This window comes from Streptosporangium sp. NPDC020145, assembly GCF_040631275.1.
Taxonomy (GTDB): Bacteria; Actinomycetota; Actinomycetes; order Streptosporangiales; family Streptosporangiaceae; genus Streptosporangium.
In genome coordinates, this window is record NZ_JBEXZT010000014.1 from 15,721 (window position 1) to 35,049 (window position 19,329).

A 19,329-nucleotide genomic window follows, 5' to 3' on the forward strand; every position below is an offset into this window, starting at 1 on the left:
CCCGACGTGGTACGTACCGGAGGCTGAATGGGCCGCTACATCATCAGGCGCCTGGTCCAGGCGATCCCTGTCCTGCTTGGCGCGACCCTGCTCGTCTACGCCGTGGTCTTCGCGCTGCCCGGTGACCCCGTGGAGGTGCTCGCCGGGGACAAGCGGATGGACCCGCACATCGCCGCCGTCCTGCGGGAGAGGTACCACCTGGACGACCCGTTCCTGCTGCAGTACTGGCACTACCTCACCGGCCTGTTCCACGGCGACCTGGGCGTCACGGTCTCCGGCGGATCGGTCTCCGACATCCTGGCGGGCCGGTTCCAGGTGACCGCCAACCTGGCGATGACGGCCCTGGTCATGGAGGCGCTCGCCGGGGTGGGCCTCGGCCTGTACGCCGCGCTGCGCCACGGCAGGGCGCAGGACTCGCTGGTCCTGGCCGCCACGCTGATACTGATCTCCATCCCGCCCCTGGTCACCGGCTTCGTGCTGCAACTGCTGCTGGGCGTCAGGCTCAAGCAGGCCGGGCTCGACCTCTTCCCCGTCGCGGGCCTGGCCGAGGGGTGGCGCGGCTACCTGCTGCCCGGCCTCGTGCTCGCCGGGACCTCGATCGCCTACCTGACCAGGCTCACCAGGACCAGCCTCGTGGAGACGCTGCGCGCCGACTACATCCGCACCGCGACCGCCAAGGGGCTGCCCCGGCGCCGGGTCGTCGGCAGGCACGCGCTGCGCAACGCGCTGATCCCGCTGATCACCTATCTCGGCGCCGACTTCGGCACGCTGATGGGCGGCGCGGTGATCACCGAGACGGTCTTCAACCTGCCCGGCATCGGTCAGCAGCTGTTCACCTCGGTCTCCCTGCGCGAACAGCCCGTCGTCGTGGGCGTGGTGACGCTCCTGGTGCTGGTCTACGTCCTGGCGAACCTGGTCGTCGACCTGCTCTACGCCGTGCTCGACCCGAGGATCCGCTATGAGTGAGACCGCGGCCGGGCGCCGGGGGCGAGGCGGGTCAACCGGCGGCAGGCACGCCAGGGACACACCCACGGGGCCGGCGGGCGGGCCGTCCAAGCCCGCGAGCCTGTGGAGCGACGCCTGGCAGGACCTGCGGCGGCGGCCGATGTTCGTCGGCGCGGCCTTCGTCATCGCCGTCTTCCTCCTGATGGCGGCCTTCCCCTGGCTGTTCACCTCGATCGACCCGCACAACGCCGCGACCTGTCACCTGTCGGACGCCAGGCAGGGGGTGGGCGACCTGCACTGGTTCGGCACCGACAACCAGGGCTGCGACGTCTACGCCCGCAGTGTGTACGGCGCCCGCAACTCGGTGGTGATCGGCGCGACGACCGCGGCCCTGACCGCGCTGGTCGGCGGCCTGCTCGGCCTGCTGGCCGGGTTCGCGGGAGGGGCGCTCGACGCCCTGCTGTCCCGGGTCACCGAGATCTTCTTCGCGATCCCCTCGGTCCTCGGCGCCCTGCTCATCCTGTCGGTCTTCCGCACGGGAAGCGTCTGGACGGTCGTCCTGGCGCTGGCCGTACTGGCCTGGCCGATGACGTTCCGCATCACCCGGGCGGCGGTGATCACGGTGAAGGGGCAGGAGTACGTGCTCGCCGCGCGGGCGCTCGGCGCCTCCGCGGGACGGATCATGTTCCGTCACATCATGCCCAACGCGATCGCCCCCGTGATCGTGGTCGCCACGATCAACCTCGGGACGTTCGTCGCGGCCGAGGCCGGGCTCTCCTTCATCGGGGTCGGGCTCCAGTCGCCCGACATCTCCTGGGGGCTCATGATCTCCGACGCCAGGAGGCGCTTCCTTGAGGCCCCGGAGCCGTTGCTGTTCCCGGCGCTGTTCCTGAGCCTGACCGTGCTGGCCTTCGTCATGCTGGGCGACGCCGTACGCGACGCCCTCGATCCGAAACTGAGGTAGGGAAGCCGTGTGGAGGTCCTCGACGGCCGAGCGGGACGGGCACGTCCCCGGCGGGGAGGCGCTGCTGACCGTGGACGGCCTGCAGGTGGAGTTCGTCACCAGGCAGGGCGTGGTCAAGGCGGTCAACGGCGTCAGCTACCGGATCGATGCGGGGGAGACGCTCGCCGTACTCGGTGAGTCGGGCTCGGGCAAGTCGGTCACCGCGCACGCGATCATGGGGCTTCTCGACACGCCGTCCGTCCGTGTCCCGGCCGGAACGATCCGTTTCCACGGCACCGACCTGCTCGCGCTGCGGGAGGACGACCGGGCCAGGATCAGGGGGCGGCGGATCGCGATGGTCTTCCAGGACGCCCTGTCCGCGCTGAACCCGGTCTTCACCGTGGGCGCGCAGATCGGGGAGATGTTCCGGGTGCACGAGGGCGTGTCGTGGCGGGAGTCGGAGCGCAGGGCCGTCGAACTGATGGACCGGGTCCGCATCCCCGCCGCCGCGCAGCGGGTGCACGACTACCCGCACCAGTTCTCCGGAGGCATGCGCCAGCGCATCATGATCGCGATGGCGATCGCGCTCGGTCCCGAACTGCTCATCGCCGACGAGCCGACCACGGCGCTCGACGTGACGGTCCAGGCCCAGATCATGGACCTGCTGGCCGAACTGCGGCGGGAGAGCGGCATGGCGATGATCCTGATCACCCACGACCTCGGCGTGGTCGCCGACACCGCCGACAGGATCGTCGTCATGTACGGCGGTCGCGTCGTCGAGACCGCTCCCGTGCACGAGGTCTACCAGGCGCCCGCGCACCCCTACACCAGAGGCCTGCTGGAGTCGATCCCCCGCCTCGCCCGCAAGGGCAGGGCGTTGCCGGCGATCGAGGGCACCCCGCCGGACCCGCTGGCCATGCCCTCCGGCTGCGCCTTCCACCCCCGGTGCTCCTACCGTCAGGACAACTGCGTCACCGACGCGCCGCCGCGCTACCGGATCGGGCCGACACGCGACAGCGCCTGCCACTACTGGAGAGAGGTCCTCGATGGCAGCCACGGGTGAACCGATCCTGGAGGTCGGCGGCCTGGTCAAGCACTTCCCGATGTACCAGGGCGTCGTCATGCGGCGGCGGATCGGGGAGATCAGGGCGGTCGACGGGGTGTCCTTCACGCTCAGGCGCGGCGAGACGCTCGGCATCGTCGGTGAGTCGGGCTGCGGCAAGTCCACCCTGGCCAGGCTCCTGATGGCCCTGGAGAGGCCGACCTCGGGCTCGGTGCGGATCAACGGACGCGAGATCACCCGGGCCAGGGGCTCCGAGCTCAGGCAGGTCCGCCGCAACATCCAGATGGTCATGCAGGACCCCTACACCTCGCTCAACCCCAGGATGACCGTCGGCGACATCGTGGGAGAGCCGTACGAGGTCCACAGGAAGGTCGTCCCCAAGCGTGAGCGGCGCCGCATGGTGCAGGAACTGCTTGAGGTGGTCGGTCTCAACCCCGACCACGTGGACCGCTACCCGCACCAGTTCTCCGGCGGTCAGCGGCAGCGCGTCGGCATCGCCAGGGGGCTGGCGCTCAGGCCGGAGATCATCATCTGTGACGAGCCGGTCTCCGCACTCGACGTCTCGATCCAGGCCCAGGTCGTCAACCTGCTCGAACGGTTGCAGGACGAGTTCGGCCTGGCCTACGTCTTCATCGCCCACGACCTGTCGGTCGTCCGTCACGTCTCCGACCGGATCGGCGTGATGTATCTCGGCAAACTGGTCGAACTCGGCGCGGAGGCCGACGTCTGCGAGCGGCCGGCCCACCCCTACACCCAGGCGCTGCTGTCGGCGGTGCCGGTGCCCGACCCCCGGGGCCGCGAGACACGGGGGCGGATCGTCCTGCAGGGCGACCCGCCCTCACCCGCGAACCCGCCGTCGGGCTGCCGCTTCCGCACCCGGTGCTGGAAGGCCAGGGACGTGTGCGCGGAGCAGGAGCCGCCGCTGCAGGCGCGGTTCAGCACCGGGCACGCCGTCGCCTGCCACTTCGTCTGACCCCTCCTCAGAGGGATTCGAGAGGGGCACGGCGGGGGCCCGAGGACAGGCGCACGTGCGCGCCCGGCGGCAGCGCGAGCCGCTGGGAGGCGTCCCCGGCGTTGACCGCGAGCGCGACCAGCCCCGCCGAGTCGGTGAAGGCGACCAGCTCGCCGGGAGACACCGCGGCGAAGGTCTCCCTGAACGGCACGGCGGCGTGCCTCCTGCCCAGCCAGACCACCAGGGAGCCGCCGGGCCGTACGCCCACGACCGCCAGGTCGGCCGCGCTGACCGACAGCTGGACGTTGCCGTGGCCGTCGACAGAGAGGACCTCGCCCTCGACCTCGTCGTCACGCACCAGCGACGTCGGCGCGCGCAGCGCGACCAGCCGCTCCGGCGGGATCGGCGGTCCCAGCTCCGCGAGGGGCAGTCCGGTCGCCACCCGCGCCGCCACGGGGGCGAAGACGTCACGGCCGTGGAAGGTCGGAGAGACCGGCTTCCTGAACAGGTCCTCGTTGGTGAGCTCGTAGGCCGTCCGCGCCCCGCCCGCGGCGGAGACCGCCCACGAGAGCACCCCGTTGTCGGGGCCGAGGAAGACGTGTTCGCCGGCCTCGATCGCCACGGCTCTGCGCGAGGCGCCGACCGGGCTCACCGCGGCGACGTGGACGCCGGGCGGGAGATGGGGGATCGTCTGGGCCAGGATCGCCGCGGCGCGCCGTACGTCTCCGGTGGGGACCAGGTGGCACACGTCGATGATCCGGGCCTGCGGCGCCGTCAGGACGATCACACCGTGGCAGGCGGCGACGTAGCCGTCCGCCAGCCCGTAGTCGGTGAGAAGGGTGATCACTGGAGTCACATCTGGTGACTGTACGTCTCCGAACCGGCCATGAACAGCAGGAAATTCCCGACTATCCTGGCATCGCGCGGAGCCGTACGGCCTGCGGGGGCGCGACGGGAGGCGACAGCGATGGACGATGTGCCACCTCCCGGCGAGGGGACGGGACCGGAGAACGCTCCCAGGCCCCTCACCGAGAAGGAACGGGAACTGCTGGCCTTCGAGCGCCGCTGGTGGCGCCGTCCCGGGGCCAAGGAGCAGGCGGTGCGGGAGGCCTTCGGCATCTCGGCGACCCGCTACTACCAGCTGCTCGCCGAGCTGATCGACCGGCCGGAGGCGCTCGCCCACGACCCGATGCTGATCAAGCGCCTGCGCAGGCTCCGCGAGACGCGCAGACGCGAGCGTGCGGCCAGGAGACGGGGACTACGTCCCTGACGTCCGGGGTAGAGCCGGTCATGCGCGCCTGACGCCGCGCCGTACGATCCTGGCCTGACGACGAGCGGGAGAACACCCCATGGAGACCCCCGAAGGACTGCGCGCGATCCTGGCCGACCCCGCCGGAGCGGTGATCGGCCTCGACTTCGACGGCACGCTCTCCCCGATCGTGCCCGACCCCGACGCGGCCAGGATCCACCCGCGCGGCCCGGAGCTGCTGGCCAGGCTGGGCGGACGGGTCCGCGCCGTGGCGGTCGTGACGGGCCGTCCCGCCGCGACGGCCGTCGAGTACGGCTCGCTGGCCGAGGTGCCCGGGGTGGTCGTGCTCGGCCACTACGGTCTCGAACGCTGGGAGGCGGGCACGCTCACCGCCCCGCCCGTCCACCCCGGCCTGGACAGGGCCAGGGCCGAGCTGCCCCGGCTGATCGAGGGCGTCGCGGGCGCCAGGTTCGAGGACAAGGAGCGCTCGGTCGCCGTGCACACCCGGGGGACCGCCGAACCGCAGGCCACGCTTGAGGCGCTGCGCGACCCGGTCGCCAAGCTCGCGGCCGAGGTGGGGCTGGCGGTCGAGCCGGGCAAGTTCGTGCTGGAGCTGCGGCCTCCGGGGACGGACAAGGGGGCGGCGCTCGGTGCCTTCCTCGCCGAACGCGGGGCGCGCTCGGTGCTGTTCGCCGGTGACGACCTGGGGGATTTGGCGGCCTTCGCCGCCGTACGGGCCTCGGGGCTGCCCGGCGTGACGGTGTTCAGCGGTTCGGCCGAGGCGAGCGCGGAGGTCGCCGCCCAGGCCGACATCGTCGTGGACGGCCCGGAGGGGGTGATGGACCTGCTGGCGTCGATCGCCGATGCCATTGAACGTTAAGTGACCGACAAGTGGGGACGGTTAACGTCCCCGGCATGAGAAAACTCGCCTTCGCCGCCGCCGTGCTCGCCGGCGCCACCCTGTTCACCGTTCCCCAGGCGGCCTCGGCCTCGACCGCGCAGGCCTCGGGAACCCTCACCTTCCGCGGCATGACCCTCAAGCTTCCCTCGGGCTGGCGGGTATACGGCGGCGCCGACGGCGTCAAGGTGGTCACGGGAAGGTGCGCGAAGCCGCACTCGGCGTATTTCACCCCGAACTGTGAGGCGTTCTGGGTCTTCGGCCCCAAGCAGATCAAGTACGGGCGTGAGCTGTTCTCCGCCTACCGGGGGGACCAGCCGTACTACCCCGCCACCGATGTGCAGCGCTGCCCGTTCGACGCCAAGAGCGGCCAGACGTTCGGCAACGCGTACGCCTCGGGGCTGCGGCAGGTGGGACGCGGGCACAAGGCCGCCTTCAAGGGCTGGCGCGGCGAGTGCTACAGCTACAACGGCAGCAAGCGGACCGGGACCTTCCACCAGCGTGAGTGGTTCCTGCCCACCTCGAAGATCCTCGTCGTGGACGTGTGGGACAACCCGCGCCTGGCGTCGGTGCTCGCGGCGGCTACCTGGAGCTGACCAGAATGCCGCCGACGGCCAGCACGATCATCACGGGCACCATGAGGAAGGCCTGCTGGGTGCCGGACACGTCGGCGAGCGCTCCCAGCAGGAAGGGCCCGACACCTGTCGCCGAACTCGAATAGAGGGAGGCGACGCCCGTCGCCCGCTCGGGACGTCCGGCCGTGGCCGTCAGCACCCGTGAGAGCGCGAGCGGGAAGTGCAGCGAGACCCCCACTCCTGAGACGAGCAGCCCCGCGTAGGCCGCCGGCGGGGCCGTACTCGTCCAGAACAGCAGCCAGCCGACGAAGGTGAGCCCCAGTGCGCCGATGAGCAGTGAGGAGGGCGGGATCCGCAACGCCAGCCTGGCCCCGCCGAAGCGCCCGAGCGCCAGCCCGGCGGTGAAGGCGGTCAGCGCGCTCGCCGCGACCGCCGCGGACAGGCCCGTGTTGTCGCTGACCAGCTTGGCCGCCCAGAGGTTGAACGAGAACTCAAGCCCGACGCAGCAGAACAGCACCGCCCCCGCCAGGTGGAAGCGCATGCCGAGCCCCGGGGAACCCGCGCTCCCGGAGGGCGCCGCCTGCTCCTCCCGGGCGGGCGTGGGAACCCACACGCGGCCCATGGCGAGCGCGAGCAGCACGGTCAGCAGCGGGGTGAGCAGCAGCGCCGTCCGCCAGCCGAGCGCGCTCTGCGCCGCGAGACTGACGACGAACGGGGCGAACAGGCCGATGGTCCCGCCGACCGCGTTGGCCTCACTGATCGCCGACGGCCCCGCGGGACCGTGGTGCCGGCCGAGGACGGACATGCTCGTGTAGAGACTGATCGAGCCCATCCCGCCCGCCAGGCAGTACGCGAGGAGCGTGACCTGCGGTGTGTGGCCGAGGACGACCAGCAGCACCCCCACGTTCATCCCGGTCAGGCCCGTCCAGACGGTGACGCGCGTGCCGAGGCGGCGGGTCAGCCGGGGCAGCGCGAGGCCGGTCAGGACGCCGCCGACGGCCATCATGGTGCCGTGCAGCCCGGCGACCGTCTGCGAGAGGCCCAGTTCGGCGCGGAGCATGGGCAGGGCGGCGCTGAGGCCGTACAGGTAGGTGGCGAAGACACCGAGCTGCAGGTAGACGAGCCAGGTCGGACGGTCACGGGTGAGCCTGGCGGTCACGGGTTCCCCCGAACGTCAATGAAGCGCGAAGTCCCCTGAACTATCTCATATCAGGGCAAAATCTCAGCCGAGTGCGGCGAGCTGGTCAGCGAACCAGCGCTGCGGGGGAAGGGCGGTCGCCAGACGGGCCAGCCTGTCCCCCCGGACGGCGCGCTCGTGCTCGGGCATGACGAGGCCCTCGTGGATGGCCCGCGCCGTGGCCGAGACGTCGTAGGGGTTCACCAGCAGCGCGTCCGCGCCTAGCTCGGCCGCGGCCCCCGCCTCGCGCGACAGGACCAGAGCGCTGTTCGGGGACAGCACCGGCCCCTCCTTGGCCACCAGGTTCATCCCGTCGCGGATCGGGTTGACCAGCATCACGTCGGCCAGCCGGTAGGCGGCCAGCGACCGGGGATAGTCGTCCTGGACGTTGAGGATCAGCGGATCCCAGTCCTCGGTGGCGTACTCGTCCTCGATCTCCGAGGCGCAACGCTGCACCGCCGCGGTGTACTCACGGTATTCGGGCAGGTCGTGGCGGGAGGGGTAGGCGAAGGCCAGGTGCACGACCCTGCCGTGCCACTCGGGGTGCGCCGCGAGGAACTCCCGGTAGGCGATCAGGCCCCTGACGATGTTCTTCGACAGCTCGGTCCTGTCGATGCGCACGATCAGCCTGCGGTCGCCGACCAGCTCGCGCAGGGCGGCCATGTGGGACTCGACGTCGGGCTCGCGGGCGCGTTCCCACAGCGCCCGGCCGTCCACACCCAGGCCGTGCACGCCGATCCGGGTGGTCCGGCCCGCGTGGGTCACCGTACGGCCCGCGCGCTCGACCCGCGCGTCCAGGACGCTCTCGCAGCAGTCCATGAAGGCCCCGGCCCAGCGGTCGGTCAGGAAACCCGCCTGGTCGGCGCCCAGGATGCCCTCAAGCAACTCGGCGGCGACCTCGTCGGGCAGCAGGCCGAAGTACTCGGGAGGGGCCCAGGGCGTGTGGGAGAAGTGGGAGACGCGCAGGTCGGGCCGTTCGCTCCTGAGCATCGCCGGGACCAGGGCCAGGTGGTAGTCCTGCACCATGACCTTGGCGCCGTGCGAGGCCTCCTCGGCCAGCGCCATCGCGAACGCCTCGTTGTAGGCCTGGTAGGACTCCCACTCCCTGCCGAACCTGGCGTCGAAGTGCGGCCTGTTCGGGGTGTCGTAGAGCAGGTGGTGGACGAACCACAGGGTCGAGTTGGCGACCGCGTTGTAGGCCCGCTGGAAGGTCGCCGGGGGGATGTCGAGCATCCGCAGCGCCCCGGTCTCGTATCCCGCCTGGTCGAGCCGCCCCCCGGGAGCGAGCCGTACGGCACCGCGGTCGCCGTCGGACAGGGCGGCGCAGACCCACAGGACGTCGAGCTCCTTGGACACCTCGGACAGGCCGGAGACCAGGCCGCCGCCGCCCCTGCGCATGCTCAGCGCGCCGCCCTCCGACATGGTGAAGGAGACCGGGCCGCGGTTCGAGGCCACCAAAATCCCACTCATCTGACCTCCTCGCCCGGGAGGACGTGGCTTGTCCCGAAGGTTAACCAAACGATAACCGGCGACCATAGGATGTCGAGCGACCGTGACCGTTGATGGGAACCCGTGATGGCGCTGGACGAGACGACCGAGGAACTTGCCCGTGCGGCCGCCGGAGGCGACCACCGGGCACTGGGCGAACTGCTGAAGCGGATCGAGCCCGAGGTGCTACGGCACTGCGGGCGGATCCTCCCCTACCGGCAGGACGCCGAGGAGGCCTGTCAGGACACCCTGCTCGCCGTGGCCCGCAACATCGCCAGGTTCGAGGGGCGGGCGCGGTTCAGCACGTGGCTGCACATCGTGACCGCCAACTGCGCGCGCACCACCTACCGCTCGCTCAAACGGCGTTCCGCCGAGCAGAGCTCGGAGGAGTTGCCGCTGCACAACAAGCCCGACGTCGCCAGGGTGAGTGTGATCGCGGGCTCCCGCCTCGACCTGCTCGACGCGATGGAGGCCCTTGAGGCGGACAAGCCCGACCTGGCCCAGGCGCTGGTGCTGCGCGACATCTGCCAGCTCGACTACAACGAGGTCGCCGAGCAGCTCGGCATCCCCCTCGGCACCGCCAAGTCGCGCATCCACCAGGCCCGCAAGTACGTCCAGGGAGCGCTCGGCGACGCCTACGGCTTCTGAGGTTTGTCCGGTTAATGACACACTTCATCTCGTTTGGTGAGACAACTGGTCAGGAGGGGCACAAGGCGAGGTAGAGTGCTTGAGACCTGCATGTCAGGTCCACAACTGAACATTGCTCATCCAGAGGGGTGGAGGGACCGGCCCTGCGAAGCCCCGGCAACCCTCCCGGTTCAAGACTCGCGATCTGGCGAGGGGTCGACCGGGACAGGTGCCAATTCCGGTCTGTGACCAGGGTGGTCGCAGACGAAGATGAGGGAAAGGCCTCGCTTCATGGCGCTCGCGAACACCGCAACCACCACCGCTCTTGACTTCGGTCCCGCCGTCGCTCTCTCCTGTCGTGAGTGTGGTGCCCGCTACGACCTCGGTCCCAGCTTCGCCTGTATCGAGTGTTTCGGGCCCCTTGAGATCGCCTACGACTTCGGGAACGTCACCCGGGAACAGATCTCGCAGGGGCCGGCCAACATCTGGCGCTACCGCTCCCTCCTGCCCGTCCCGGCGGACGTCGCCTCCAAGCCCAACACCGAGCCCGGCTGGACCAGGCTCGTCAAGGCCGACAACCTGGCGCGTGAGCTGGGCCTGCGCTCGCTGCACGTGAAGGACGACTCGGGCAACCCCACGCACTCCTTCAAGGACCGCGTGGTCGCCATCGCCGTCGAGGCGGCCAGGAACTTCGGCTTCCACACCCTGTCCTGCTCCTCGACCGGCAACCTGGCGGGCGCGGTGACCTCCGCCGCCGCCAGGACCGGGCTCGACGCCTGCGTGTTCATCCCCGCCGACCTCGAACAGGGCAAGATCGTCATGGCCTCCGTGTACGGCGGCAAGCTGATCGGCATCGACGGCACCTACGACGACGTCAACCGCTTCTGTTCCGAGCTCATCGGTGACGAGCTCGGCGACAAGTGGGGCTTCGTCAACGTCAACCTCAGGCCCTACTACGCCGAGGGCTCCAAGACCCTGGCCTACGAGATCGCCGAGCAGCTCGGCTGGCGGATCCCCGACCAGATCGTCATCCCGGTCGCCTCCGGCTCCCAGCTCACGAAGATCGACAAGGCGTTCAAGGAGCTGATCGCCCTCGGTCTCGTCGAGGACACGCCGTACAAGATCTTCGGCGCCCAGGCCGAGGGGTGCTCCCCGGTCTCCGCGGCCTACAAGGCGGGCCACGACGTGATCCGCCCCGTCAAGCCCGACACGATCGCCAAGTCGCTGGCCATCGGCAACCCGGCTGACGGGCCCTACGTGCTCGACATCGCCAGGCGCACCGGCGGCGGGGTCGAGGACGTCACCGACCCCGAGATCGTGGACGCCATCCGCCTGCTCGCCAGGACGGAGGGCATCTTCGCCGAGACGGCGGGCGGTGTCACCGTCGGGGTGCTGCGCAAGCTGGTCGAGTCGGGTCGGCTCGACCCTGACGCGGAGACCGTGGTCCTCAACACAGGTGACGGCCTGAAGACCCTTGACGCGGTCGCTGACCAGGCACGTCCCACCGCTGTCATCCGGCCCTCACTCGACGCGTTCCGCGCTGTCGTCGCCTAGAGCTCTGAAAGGTACTGAATTATGAGTGTTTCTGTACGGATTCCGACGATTCTCCGTACGTACACCGGCGGCGCGGCCGAGGTGAACGGCGAGGGCGGGACCCTGCGTGAGGTTCTGCAGAAGCTCGACGCCGACTTCCCCGGGATCGGTGCCCGTATTCTCGATGAATCGGGCAAGATTCGCCGTTTTGTGAACGTCTATGTCGGTGATGAGGATGTCCGTTTCGCCGACAACCTCGACACGGTGACGCCGTCCGGCGTTCAGGTCTCCATCATTCCGGCGGTCGCCGGAGGCTGATCCCGGCGGAGGCCGCGCGGGGCCCTGGGCGGGCCCTGGGCGGCCTCCTGGGGCCCGATGTCGTCCACTGTCATGGAACGGCGCCCCTAGAACACCCTCACGACACCCGCACCGGCCTGGCCGCGTGCGGGTGTCGTCTTTTGTGATGCAAGCTCACATTTTTGCGCGAAGACATAATGTAATATTTAACTAACTAGTAGTGATAGCAAAACTATGTTGGCGTGTTGAATGCGTCCGTAAAGCGGTAGTTTGCTGGTTGACTCTGTTGCCCCACGGGCTCTCACAGGTATGGTCGAGGGCGATCGACGTAGGCGATGTCTCCGCCTCGGAGATTGAGGACCTCGCGAGAGGAATGGGCGACGTCCTCAAGCCCAGTAAGAGGAGTCGGAAGTGGCGCAAGGCACCGTCAAATGGTTCAACGCGGACAAGGGCTACGGCTTCATCGCGGTAGACGGTGGTAAGGATGTTTTCGTCCATTACTCCGCGATCATGATGGATGGCTACCGTGCGCTCGAACAGGGCCAGAGGGTCGAGTTCGAGATCACGCAGGGACAGAAGGGACCTCAGGCGGAATCGGTCCGGACGGTCTGATCTCGTCCTCCGTCAGCTCGTCGGGAACCCGCTGGCGCATCCCGCGGCAGCGCAGTTCGCGCGGATCGCCCTCGGCATGTCGGCCCGGCTCGTCGCTCCCATCGGCGGGCCGGGCCTTCGCCTAAGCTGACACTCAGGTCAAAGGTCCTTGGCTTGCACTCGTCGGGGGAGAGTGCTAAACAGTGGTTAGCACTCCTCATTGGAGAGTGCCAAACCTGGATCGAGACGATGGGGCCCGCCGAACGGAGTCGCGGGCCCGTATGCCGTCGCGGGCGTCGCCTCGGTCTGGTGCAAGCCACCCTGTGTTTGGGAGGTCTAGCCGTATGGCAGCCAAGATGATCTCGTTTGACGAGGACGCCAGGCGCGGTCTCGAGCGTGGCATGAACCAGCTCGCGGACGCTGTCAAGGTGACCCTCGGCCCCAAGGGCCGCAACGTCGTGCTGGAGAAGAAGTGGGGCGCCCCCACGATCACCAACGACGGTGTCTCCATCGCCAAGGAGATCGAGCTTGAGGACCCGTGGGAGAAGATCGGGGCCGAGCTCGTAAAGGAAGTCGCCAAGAAGACCGACGATGTCGCGGGTGACGGCACCACCACGGCCACCGTGCTTGCTCAGGCGCTGGTCCGCGAGGGCCTGCGCAACGTAGCCGCGGGCGCCAACCCCATGTCCCTGAAGAAGGGCATCGAGGCCGCCGTCGAGCGTGTCTCCGAGGAGCTCTCCAAGCTGGCCAAGGACGTGGAGACGAAGGCGCAGATCGCCTCCACGGCCTCCATCTCCGCGGGTGACCCGCAGATCGGCGAGATGATCGCCGAGGCGATGGACAAGGTCGGCAAGGAAGGCGTCATCACCGTCGAGGAGAGCAACACCTTCGGCCTTGAGCTTGAGCTCACCGAGGGCATGCGCTTCGACAAGGGTTACATCTCGCCCTACTTCGTGACCGACCCGGAGCGCATGGAGGCCGTCCTCGACGACCCCTACGTCCTCGTCGTCAACTCCAAGATCTCCGCGAACAAGGACCTGCTCCCGGTCCTCGACAAGGTCGTGCAGGCCGGCAAGCCGCTGCTGATCATCGCCGAGGACATCGAGGGCGAGGCGCTGGCGACCCTGGTCGTCAACAAGATCCGCGGCCTGTTCCGCTCGGTCGCCGTCAAGGCTCCGGGCTTCGGCGACCGCCGCAAGGCCATGCTGGGCGACATCGGCATCCTGACCGGTGCCCAGGTCATCAGCGAGGACCTCGGTCTGAAGCTGGAGTCCACCACGCTCGACCAGCTCGGCCGCGCTCGTCAGGTCATCGTCACCAAGGACGAGACGACGATCGTCGACGGTGCCGGTGACGCCGAGCAGATCGCGGGCCGGGTCAACCAGATCCGTGCCGAGATCGACAACACCGACTCCGACTACGACCGCGAGAAGCTGCAGGAGCGCCTGGCCAAGCTGGCCGGTGGCGTGGCGGTCATCAAGGCCGGTGCGGCGACCGAGGTCGAGCTCAAGGAGCGCAAGCACCGCATCGAGGACGCCGTGCGTAACGCCAAGGCGGCCGTCGAGGAGGGCATCGTGCCCGGCGGTGGCGTGGCGCTGCTGCAGGCCGGCGCCAAGGCGTTCGACAAGCTCGAGCTGGCCGGGGACGAGGCCACCGGTGCGGCGATCGTGCGCAAGGCTCTTGAGGAGCCGCTGAAGCAGATCGCGGTCAACGCCGGCCTTGAGGGCGGCGTCGTGGTGGAGAAGGTGCGCAACCTGACCCCCGGCGAGGGCCTGAACGCCGCCACGGGCGAGTACGTCAACCTGTTCGAGTCGGGCATCATCGACCCGGCGAAGGTGACCCGTTCGGCGCTGCAGAACGCCGCCTCGATCGCGGCGCTGTTCCTGACGACCGAGGCCGTCATCGCCGAGAAGCCCGAGAAGGCCGGTGCCGCTCCCGCCGTTCCCGGCGGCGGCGACATGGACTTCTAGTCCGGAGCTTTCCCAAAAGAGGCGACCCCGAGGTGTCGGGGTCGCCCCTTTTTGTTTTCCACCCGATTTCTCACCGGCCCGTAAGGCGGGCCTTTCCGGTCGGCCAGGTGTTTTACCCGGGCCGGGCGTGCGTTTCACGGCCGCCGCGTTCGGAGACCGGACGTTTCCGGCCGCCAGGGCCTTCGGGAGGGGTGGCCTTTTCGGCCGGACGGACTTTCACGGCACGCCGGGGGAACCGGTCAGCGGAGCTGGGCGGGCAGGTCGCCGGTGTGCAGGACGGTCAGCGAGGTCACCGCCCTGGTCAGAACCACGTAGAGACGGGCGAGGCCGCGTGGTTCCGCGGCCACGATGTCGGCGGGTTCGACCACGATGACGTGGTCGTACTCCAGGCCCTTGGCCAGGCTCGCGGGGATCACCAGGAGCCGGTGCTCCTCGGTCGCGTCCTGGCTCAGCACCCGGTGCTCCACGGCCTCCAGGATGGCGGAGACCTCGGCCACCGCGGCGTCGGGGGCGATCACGCCGATCGAGCCCTCGCGGGAGAGCGTCTCGCCCACCACCTCCCTCAGGGACGCGGCCAGGTCCGCGGCGGGCCGTACGGTGAGGGAGCCGACGCCGGGTCGCAGCGAGCGGGGCGGGGCGAGGTCGGGGGCGACGGAGGGCAGCAGCCTGGCCGCGTAGTCGAGGACCTCACGGGGAACGCGGAAGCCGAGGGTCAGTTCGGTGACCACGCCCTCCTCGAACCCCAGGTGGGCCAGGACCTCCTTCCACGAGCGGGCCGACCAGGGGGTCGTGCCCTGCGCGAGGTCACCCAGGACCGTTGCCGACCCCGTACGGCACCGCCGTCCCAGCGCCCGCAACTGCATGGCCGACAGGTCCTGGGCCTCGTCGACGACCAGGTGACCCAGCGGGGCGGTCCGCTCGATCATGTCGCCGAGCTCGTCCATCAACGCCCCGTCGGCGGCCGACCACTTCGCGGAGCGGAAGGTCTTCGACGGCTTGGCCCACAGCAGCACGGCCTGTTCCTCGGCGGTCAGGTCGTCCCTGGCCGAGTCGGCGAGGAAGGCGGGGTCGCTGAACAGCCGGTGGAGGACCTGCTGCGGGGTCACCTTCGGCCACACCGTGTCCACCAGCTGCTTGACCGGCTTGGACCTGGCGACGGCGTCCTGCACCCGGTCGTCGGGGGACTCGCCGCGCTGTTCCATCCGGACGAGGACCGCGTGGGCCAGCCGCTGGGCCAGGGCCGCGCGGCCCGGGGCGTAGCGGGTGGTGCCGCGCAGGGAGGCGACGATCTCGCGGACCTCGTAGTCGGCAACCCGGTAGCGGTTGACCCCCTTGGTGAACAGCACGCCCTCGGTCGGCTTGACGATGTACGCCCACAACGCGCGGTTGAGCACGGGCACCATCCGGGCGTCGCCCTTGATCGCGCTGACCGCGGGGTCCTCGGGCGTCGCGTGGTCGCCCAGGATGTCGGCGACGGTGGTCTGGTCGACCTTGACCTCGCCGAGCGCAGGAAGCACCGAGGAGATGTAGGACAGGAAGGCCCGGTTGGGGCCGACGATCATCACACCGGACCTGGCCAGCCGTTCCCGGTGGGTGAAGAGCAGGTAGGCGGCCCGGTGCAGGCCGACCGCGGTCTTGCCGGTGCCCGGCGCCCCCTGGACGCACACGGTCGTGCCCAGTTCGGAGCGGACGATCTCGTCCTGGTCGGGCTGGATGGTCGCGACGATGTCGCGCATCGGCCCCGAGCGGGGCCGTTCGATCTCCTCGGTGAGGATCCTGCTGTGTCCGGCGCCGCCGCCGGGGGAGTCGCCCTGGTCCAGACGTTCGTCCTCGTAGGCGGTCAGCTCCCCGCCGTGGTAGCCGAACCTGCGGCGGCGTCTGACGCCCATCGGCTCGGCCGGGCTGGCCTGGTAGAACGCACGGGAGATCGGCGCCCGCCAGTCGATGACCAGGGGGCGGCTGCGGTCGTCGTGGACGTGCCTGCGGCCGACGTGGACGGTCGCGGGCAGGTCGTCGTCCGTCGCGCGGTCCAGGCGGCCGAAGAACAGCGGGGTGCCCGCGTGGTCGGCCAGCGCCGCGACCCGCTGGTCGAGCAGCGCCTGGAGGATCTGCTGGGACACCCAGTCGCCCGCGGCGTCGGAGGACAGGGACTGGGCGTGCTCGCGCATGGCGCGCAGGGCGGTCCGGGAGAGGGCCAGGTGCTCGCGCTCGGCGGCGAGGATCTCGTCGGGGTCCGTGGGTTCCGCGGACCCTGAGGACCCCGAGGATTCTGTGAGGTCTGTGGGCTCTGTGAGGGGGTCCAGGGATATGTCGGGGGACAATGGATGTCCGGACACGGGAAAGCGCCTCCTGTTCGGTAAGCGGTGGTGGCCATCAGGCAGCGAATCCACCAGCCTAGCGACGCGCTTCGACGGCTCAAACCGATTAACGGCCGCATCCCTTGCGTGAGCGCGTTACCACCGTCCGTGTTTGTGCGTCCAAATCGCTAAAAAGGCGGGAAAATCCAGTGACGCGCGCAGATCATGGGGGTATGTCGCCAGTGGCCGTCGAGGCCTAGCGAGGGGGTGGTCGCTTTGGAGAAAGCCTGCGGAATCTCGTGGACCTGACACGAACGACGGCGTGTTCGCCATGGGAACGCTAGTCGTCAGCGAGCACGTCGTCAGCGTCGATGATCTGGTAGGCGTATCCCTGTTCAGCCAGGAAACGCTGCCGGTGCGCGGCGAAGTCCTGGTCCACCGTGTCACGGCTGACCACGGAGTAGAACCGTGCCCCGCCACCGTCGGCCTTCGGGCGCAGCACCCGGCCAAGCCGCTGGGCCTCCTCCTGCCGTGACCCGAAGGTTCCCGACACCTGTACGGCCACCGCCGCCTCGGGCAGGTCGATGGAGAAGTTCGCCACCTTGGAGACGACCAGCACCTGGATCTCCCGGTCGCGGAACGCCTGGAACAGCCGCTCCCGCTCCTTGACCTTGGTCTCCCCCTTGATCACCGGAGCGCCCAGGTGCTCGCCGAGCTCGTCGAGCTGGTCGATGTACTGACCGATGATCAGCACCTGCTCGTCGGGATGGCGCCGGACGAGCGCCTCGGTCACCCGGGTCTTCGACGGGGTGGTCGCGCAGAACCGGTAGCGCTCCTCGGCCTCGGCCATCGCGTAGGCGAGCCGTTCCTCGTCGCTCAGGGTGACCCGCACCTCGACGCAGTCGGCCGGGGCGATCCAGCCCTGGTTCTCCATCTCCTTCCACGGCGCGTCGTAGCGCTTGGGGCCGATCAGGGAGAACACGTCGCCCTCCCTGCCGTCCTCGCGCACGAGCGTCGCGGTCAGCCCGACCCGCCGCCTGGCCTGCAGATCCGCGGTCATCCGGAAGATCGGGGCGGGCAGCAGGTGAACCTCGTCGTAGACGATCAGACCCCAGTCACGGGCGTCGAACAGCTCCAGATGGCGGTAAACCCCCTGCCTGCGGGTCGTCATCACCTGGTAGGTGGCGATGGTGACCGGGCGGATCTCCTTCTTCGTCCCGGTGTACTCGCCGATCTCGTCCTCGGTCAGCGAGGTCCGCCTGATCAGCTCCTGCTTCCACTGGTGGGCCGAGACGGTGTTGGTCACCAGGATCAGCGTCGTCGCCTTCGCGTGGGCCATCGCCGCCGCGCCCACGATCGTCTTGCCCGCGCCGCAGGGGAGCACGACCACGCCGGAACCGCCGTGCCAGAACGCCTGCGCGGCCTCCCGCTGGTAGTCGCGCAGCAGCCAGCCGTCCTCCCGAAGCGTGATCGGGTGGTGCTCGCCGTCCACGTATCCGGCGAGGTCCTCGGCGGGCCAGCCCAGCTTGAGCAGATGCTGCTTGATGTTGCCGCGCTCACTCGGGTGGACCGCGACGGCGTCGGCGTCGATGCGCTCACCGAGCAGCGGCTGGATCTTCCTTGAGCGCAGGACCTCCTCAAGGACGGCCCTGTCGGTGCTGGTCAGGACGAGCCCGTGGACGGGGTGCTTGTCGAGCCTGAGCCTGCCGTACCTCGCCATGGTCTCGGCGATGTCCACCAGCAGGGCGTGCGGCACCGGGTAGCGGCTGTAGCCGATCAGCGCGTCGACGACCTGCTCGGCGTCGTGCCCGGCCGCCCGCGCGTTCCACAGCGCCAGCGGGGTCACCCGGTAGGTGTGCACGTGCTCGGGGGCGCGTTCGAGCTCGGCGAACGGCGCGATCGCCTTGCGGCACTCGTCGGCCCTGTCGTGGTCGACCTCAAGCAGCAGGGTCTTGTCCGACTGGACGATCAGCGGTCCGTCACTCACGGCTTCTCCCTCGTTGTACGGCGGGCGAGCCCATGGTCGCACTCCCCCGGGGAACTCGCCCACCGCCTCCCCGACCTCGTATGTCCAACGGCGCCGAGGCCCGGGACAATCCCGGAGGGTTCAGTCGAAGGCGCCGTTCACTCCGGCGAGGATGATGGCGCCGACCCCCAGAACGACCAGCCCGACGTTGATGCCGATGCTGATCCAGGTCCATTTGAGCAGTCCCTTCGCCCCCTGGGGGTCGCGCTCGACCTTGCCGAGCGCGACGCCGGCCAGGACGGCTCCGGTGATGCCGCCGATGCTGACGTAGCAGGTCAGGCCCATGAGGATGCCGACGACCAGCGCGATGATCGCGTGCGTCCTGACGCCGTCGACGTTCTGCGGGGGACCCGGGTAGGGGCCGGGGCCGTAGGCCGGGGGGTACTGCCCGTACGGCGACTCGCCGTAACCCTGGACGGGGCCGTAGCCGGGCTGGCCGTAGCCCTGCCCGTAGCCCTGGTCGTAGCCGGGCTGCTGGCCGTAGCCCTGGTCGTAGGAGGGCTGCTGCTGACCCGACCCCTGGCTCGGCTGGGTGTTCTGCAGGCCGTACGCGGGAGGCTGGCCGTAGGCGGGAGGCTGGTTGTACGTGGGGGCGTCGTAGCCGGGGGTCTGCCCGGGGCCGGTGCTGTAGGGGCTCTTCCAGTCGTCGGGGTTCGCGCTGGGGCCTTCGGGGGGACCACTGCTCACGGGAGCCTCTC

18 protein-coding genes and 1 riboswitch are annotated in these 19,329 nt (G+C 69.7%); of the genes, 12 read left to right on the plus strand and 6 right to left on the minus strand.

What is annotated here, in order from left to right; all coding sequences use genetic code 11:
* Positions 1 to 27: 27 nt before the first annotated feature.
* From ABZ463_RS24165 to ABZ463_RS24180, 4 genes are read left to right on the plus strand one after another with little or no spacing between them, the layout of a single operon-like run.
* Positions 28 to 966 carry an ABC transporter permease gene (locus ABZ463_RS24165; protein ID WP_352014330.1) on the plus strand — a complete coding sequence of 313 codons (939 nt, stop codon included), beginning with the start codon at positions 28 to 30 and terminating at the stop codon, positions 964 to 966.
* Positions 959 to 1,909, plus strand: coding sequence for an ABC transporter permease (locus ABZ463_RS24170; protein WP_352014329.1), 951 nt, complete (start codon positions 959 to 961; stop codon positions 1,907 to 1,909). The genes ABZ463_RS24165 and ABZ463_RS24170 overlap by 8 nt, the downstream gene beginning before the upstream one ends.
* A gap of 7 nt (positions 1,910 to 1,916) precedes the next feature.
* A complete protein-coding gene (locus tag ABZ463_RS24175) occupies positions 1,917 to 2,951 on the plus strand; it encodes an ABC transporter ATP-binding protein (RefSeq protein WP_352014328.1) in 1,035 nt (344 codons plus the stop codon).
* Complete coding sequence (locus ABZ463_RS24180) at positions 2,935 to 3,924, plus strand: dipeptide ABC transporter ATP-binding protein (protein WP_352014327.1); 990 nt, start codon at positions 2,935 to 2,937, stop codon at positions 3,922 to 3,924. Before ABZ463_RS24175 ends, ABZ463_RS24180 begins: the two co-directional genes overlap by 17 nt.
* A gap of 7 nt (positions 3,925 to 3,931) precedes the next feature.
* Here ABZ463_RS24180 and ABZ463_RS24185 read toward each other — a convergent pair whose 3' ends face one another.
* A complete protein-coding gene (locus tag ABZ463_RS24185) occupies positions 3,932 to 4,759 on the minus strand; it encodes an SAM-dependent chlorinase/fluorinase (protein ID WP_352014326.1) in 828 nt (275 codons plus the stop codon).
* 111 nt (positions 4,760 to 4,870) lie between these two features.
* Here ABZ463_RS24185 and ABZ463_RS24190 point away from each other — a divergent pair, with 111 nt between their 5' ends.
* The 3 genes from ABZ463_RS24190 (at position 4,871) to ABZ463_RS24200 (ending at position 6,646) form a co-directional block, all read left to right on the plus strand.
* A complete protein-coding gene (locus tag ABZ463_RS24190) occupies positions 4,871 to 5,173 on the plus strand; it encodes a DUF3263 domain-containing protein (protein ID WP_362779199.1) in 303 nt (100 codons plus the stop codon).
* 79 nt (positions 5,174 to 5,252) lie between these two features.
* Positions 5,253 to 6,032, plus strand: a complete 780-nt coding sequence (gene otsB, locus ABZ463_RS24195) for a trehalose-phosphatase (protein WP_352014324.1) — start codon at positions 5,253 to 5,255, stop codon at positions 6,030 to 6,032.
* 35 nt (positions 6,033 to 6,067) lie between these two features.
* Positions 6,068 to 6,646 carry a hypothetical protein gene (locus ABZ463_RS24200; RefSeq protein ID WP_352014323.1) on the plus strand — a complete coding sequence of 193 codons (579 nt, stop codon included), beginning with the start codon at positions 6,068 to 6,070 and terminating at the stop codon, positions 6,644 to 6,646.
* Here ABZ463_RS24200 and ABZ463_RS24205 read toward each other — a convergent pair.
* The gene (locus ABZ463_RS24205) at positions 6,633 to 7,784 is read right to left on the minus strand and encodes an MFS transporter (protein ID WP_352014322.1); all 1,152 of its coding nucleotides are present in this window, start codon (positions 7,782 to 7,784) and stop codon (positions 6,633 to 6,635) included. The genes ABZ463_RS24200 and ABZ463_RS24205 overlap by 14 nt on opposite strands.
* A gap of 63 nt (positions 7,785 to 7,847) precedes the next feature.
* The gene (locus ABZ463_RS24210; RefSeq protein WP_362779206.1) at positions 7,848 to 9,272 is read right to left on the minus strand and encodes a trehalose-6-phosphate synthase; all 1,425 of its coding nucleotides are present in this window, start codon (positions 9,270 to 9,272) and stop codon (positions 7,848 to 7,850) included.
* A 105-nt stretch (positions 9,273 to 9,377) separates the two neighbouring features.
* Here ABZ463_RS24210 and ABZ463_RS24215 point away from each other — a divergent pair, with 105 nt between their 5' ends.
* The 5 genes from ABZ463_RS24215 to groL all read left to right on the plus strand — a co-directional run bounded on the left by ABZ463_RS24215 (position 9,378) and on the right by groL (position 14,308).
* The gene (locus ABZ463_RS24215) at positions 9,378 to 9,938 is read left to right on the plus strand and encodes an RNA polymerase sigma factor (protein WP_352014320.1); all 561 of its coding nucleotides are present in this window, start codon (positions 9,378 to 9,380) and stop codon (positions 9,936 to 9,938) included.
* A 113-nt stretch (positions 9,939 to 10,051) separates the two neighbouring features.
* Positions 10,052 to 10,194, plus strand: a riboswitch (SAM riboswitch).
* A gap of 14 nt (positions 10,195 to 10,208) precedes the next feature.
* A complete protein-coding gene (gene thrC, locus ABZ463_RS24220) occupies positions 10,209 to 11,471 on the plus strand; it encodes a threonine synthase (protein ID WP_352014319.1) in 1,263 nt (420 codons plus the stop codon).
* 21 nt (positions 11,472 to 11,492) lie between these two features.
* A complete protein-coding gene (locus tag ABZ463_RS24225; protein WP_352014318.1) occupies positions 11,493 to 11,768 on the plus strand; it encodes a MoaD/ThiS family protein in 276 nt (91 codons plus the stop codon).
* Positions 11,769 to 12,158: 390 nt separating this feature from the next.
* The gene (locus tag ABZ463_RS24230) at positions 12,159 to 12,359 is read left to right on the plus strand and encodes a cold-shock protein (RefSeq protein WP_113704857.1); all 201 of its coding nucleotides are present in this window, start codon (positions 12,159 to 12,161) and stop codon (positions 12,357 to 12,359) included.
* A 323-nt stretch (positions 12,360 to 12,682) separates the two neighbouring features.
* The gene (groL, locus tag ABZ463_RS24235; RefSeq protein ID WP_352014317.1) at positions 12,683 to 14,308 is read left to right on the plus strand and encodes a chaperonin GroEL; all 1,626 of its coding nucleotides are present in this window, start codon (positions 12,683 to 12,685) and stop codon (positions 14,306 to 14,308) included.
* Between the two features lie 239 nt (positions 14,309 to 14,547).
* Here groL and ABZ463_RS24240 read toward each other — a convergent pair whose 3' ends face one another.
* The 3 genes from ABZ463_RS24240 to ABZ463_RS24250 form a co-directional block, all read right to left on the minus strand.
* Positions 14,548 to 16,530: an AAA family ATPase gene (locus tag ABZ463_RS24240; protein ID WP_352014345.1), complete on the minus strand. Its 1,983-nt coding sequence runs from the start codon at positions 16,528 to 16,530 to the stop codon at positions 14,548 to 14,550.
* Between the two features lie 415 nt (positions 16,531 to 16,945).
* A complete protein-coding gene (locus ABZ463_RS24245; RefSeq protein ID WP_352014316.1) occupies positions 16,946 to 18,592 on the minus strand; it encodes a DNA repair helicase XPB in 1,647 nt (548 codons plus the stop codon).
* A 120-nt stretch (positions 18,593 to 18,712) separates the two neighbouring features.
* Entirely contained in the window at positions 18,713 to 19,318 is a 606-nt protein-coding gene (locus tag ABZ463_RS24250) for a DUF4190 domain-containing protein (protein ID WP_362779211.1), read from the minus strand.
* Positions 19,319 to 19,329 lie beyond the last annotated feature (11 nt).

What these genes read in the sequence shown, in the direction of transcription:
- ABZ463_RS24200 (WP_352014323.1), top strand. Translation starts at nt 6,068, where the DNA reads ATGAGAAAACTCGCCTTCGCCGCCGCCGTGCTCGCCGGCGCCACCCTG.
- thrC (WP_352014319.1), top strand. Translation starts at nt 10,209, where the DNA reads ATGGCGCTCGCGAACACCGCAACCACCACCGCTCTTGACTTCGGTCCC.
- ABZ463_RS24225 (WP_352014318.1), top strand. Translation starts at nt 11,493, where the DNA reads ATGAGTGTTTCTGTACGGATTCCGACGATTCTCCGTACGTACACCGGC.
- ABZ463_RS24165 (WP_352014330.1), top strand. Translation starts at nt 28, where the DNA reads ATGGGCCGCTACATCATCAGGCGCCTGGTCCAGGCGATCCCTGTCCTG.
- groL (WP_352014317.1), top strand. Translation starts at nt 12,683, where the DNA reads ATGGCAGCCAAGATGATCTCGTTTGACGAGGACGCCAGGCGCGGTCTC.
- ABZ463_RS24190 (WP_362779199.1), top strand. Translation starts at nt 4,871, where the DNA reads ATGGACGATGTGCCACCTCCCGGCGAGGGGACGGGACCGGAGAACGCT.
- ABZ463_RS24210 (WP_362779206.1), bottom strand. Translation starts at nt 9,272, where the DNA reads ATGAGTGGGATTTTGGTGGCCTCGAACCGCGGCCCGGTCTCCTTCACC.
- ABZ463_RS24170 (WP_352014329.1), top strand. Translation starts at nt 959, where the DNA reads ATGAGTGAGACCGCGGCCGGGCGCCGGGGGCGAGGCGGGTCAACCGGC.
- otsB (WP_352014324.1), top strand. Translation starts at nt 5,253, where the DNA reads ATGGAGACCCCCGAAGGACTGCGCGCGATCCTGGCCGACCCCGCCGGA.
- ABZ463_RS24215 (WP_352014320.1), top strand. Translation starts at nt 9,378, where the DNA reads ATGGCGCTGGACGAGACGACCGAGGAACTTGCCCGTGCGGCCGCCGGA.
- ABZ463_RS24180 (WP_352014327.1), top strand. Translation starts at nt 2,935, where the DNA reads ATGGCAGCCACGGGTGAACCGATCCTGGAGGTCGGCGGCCTGGTCAAG.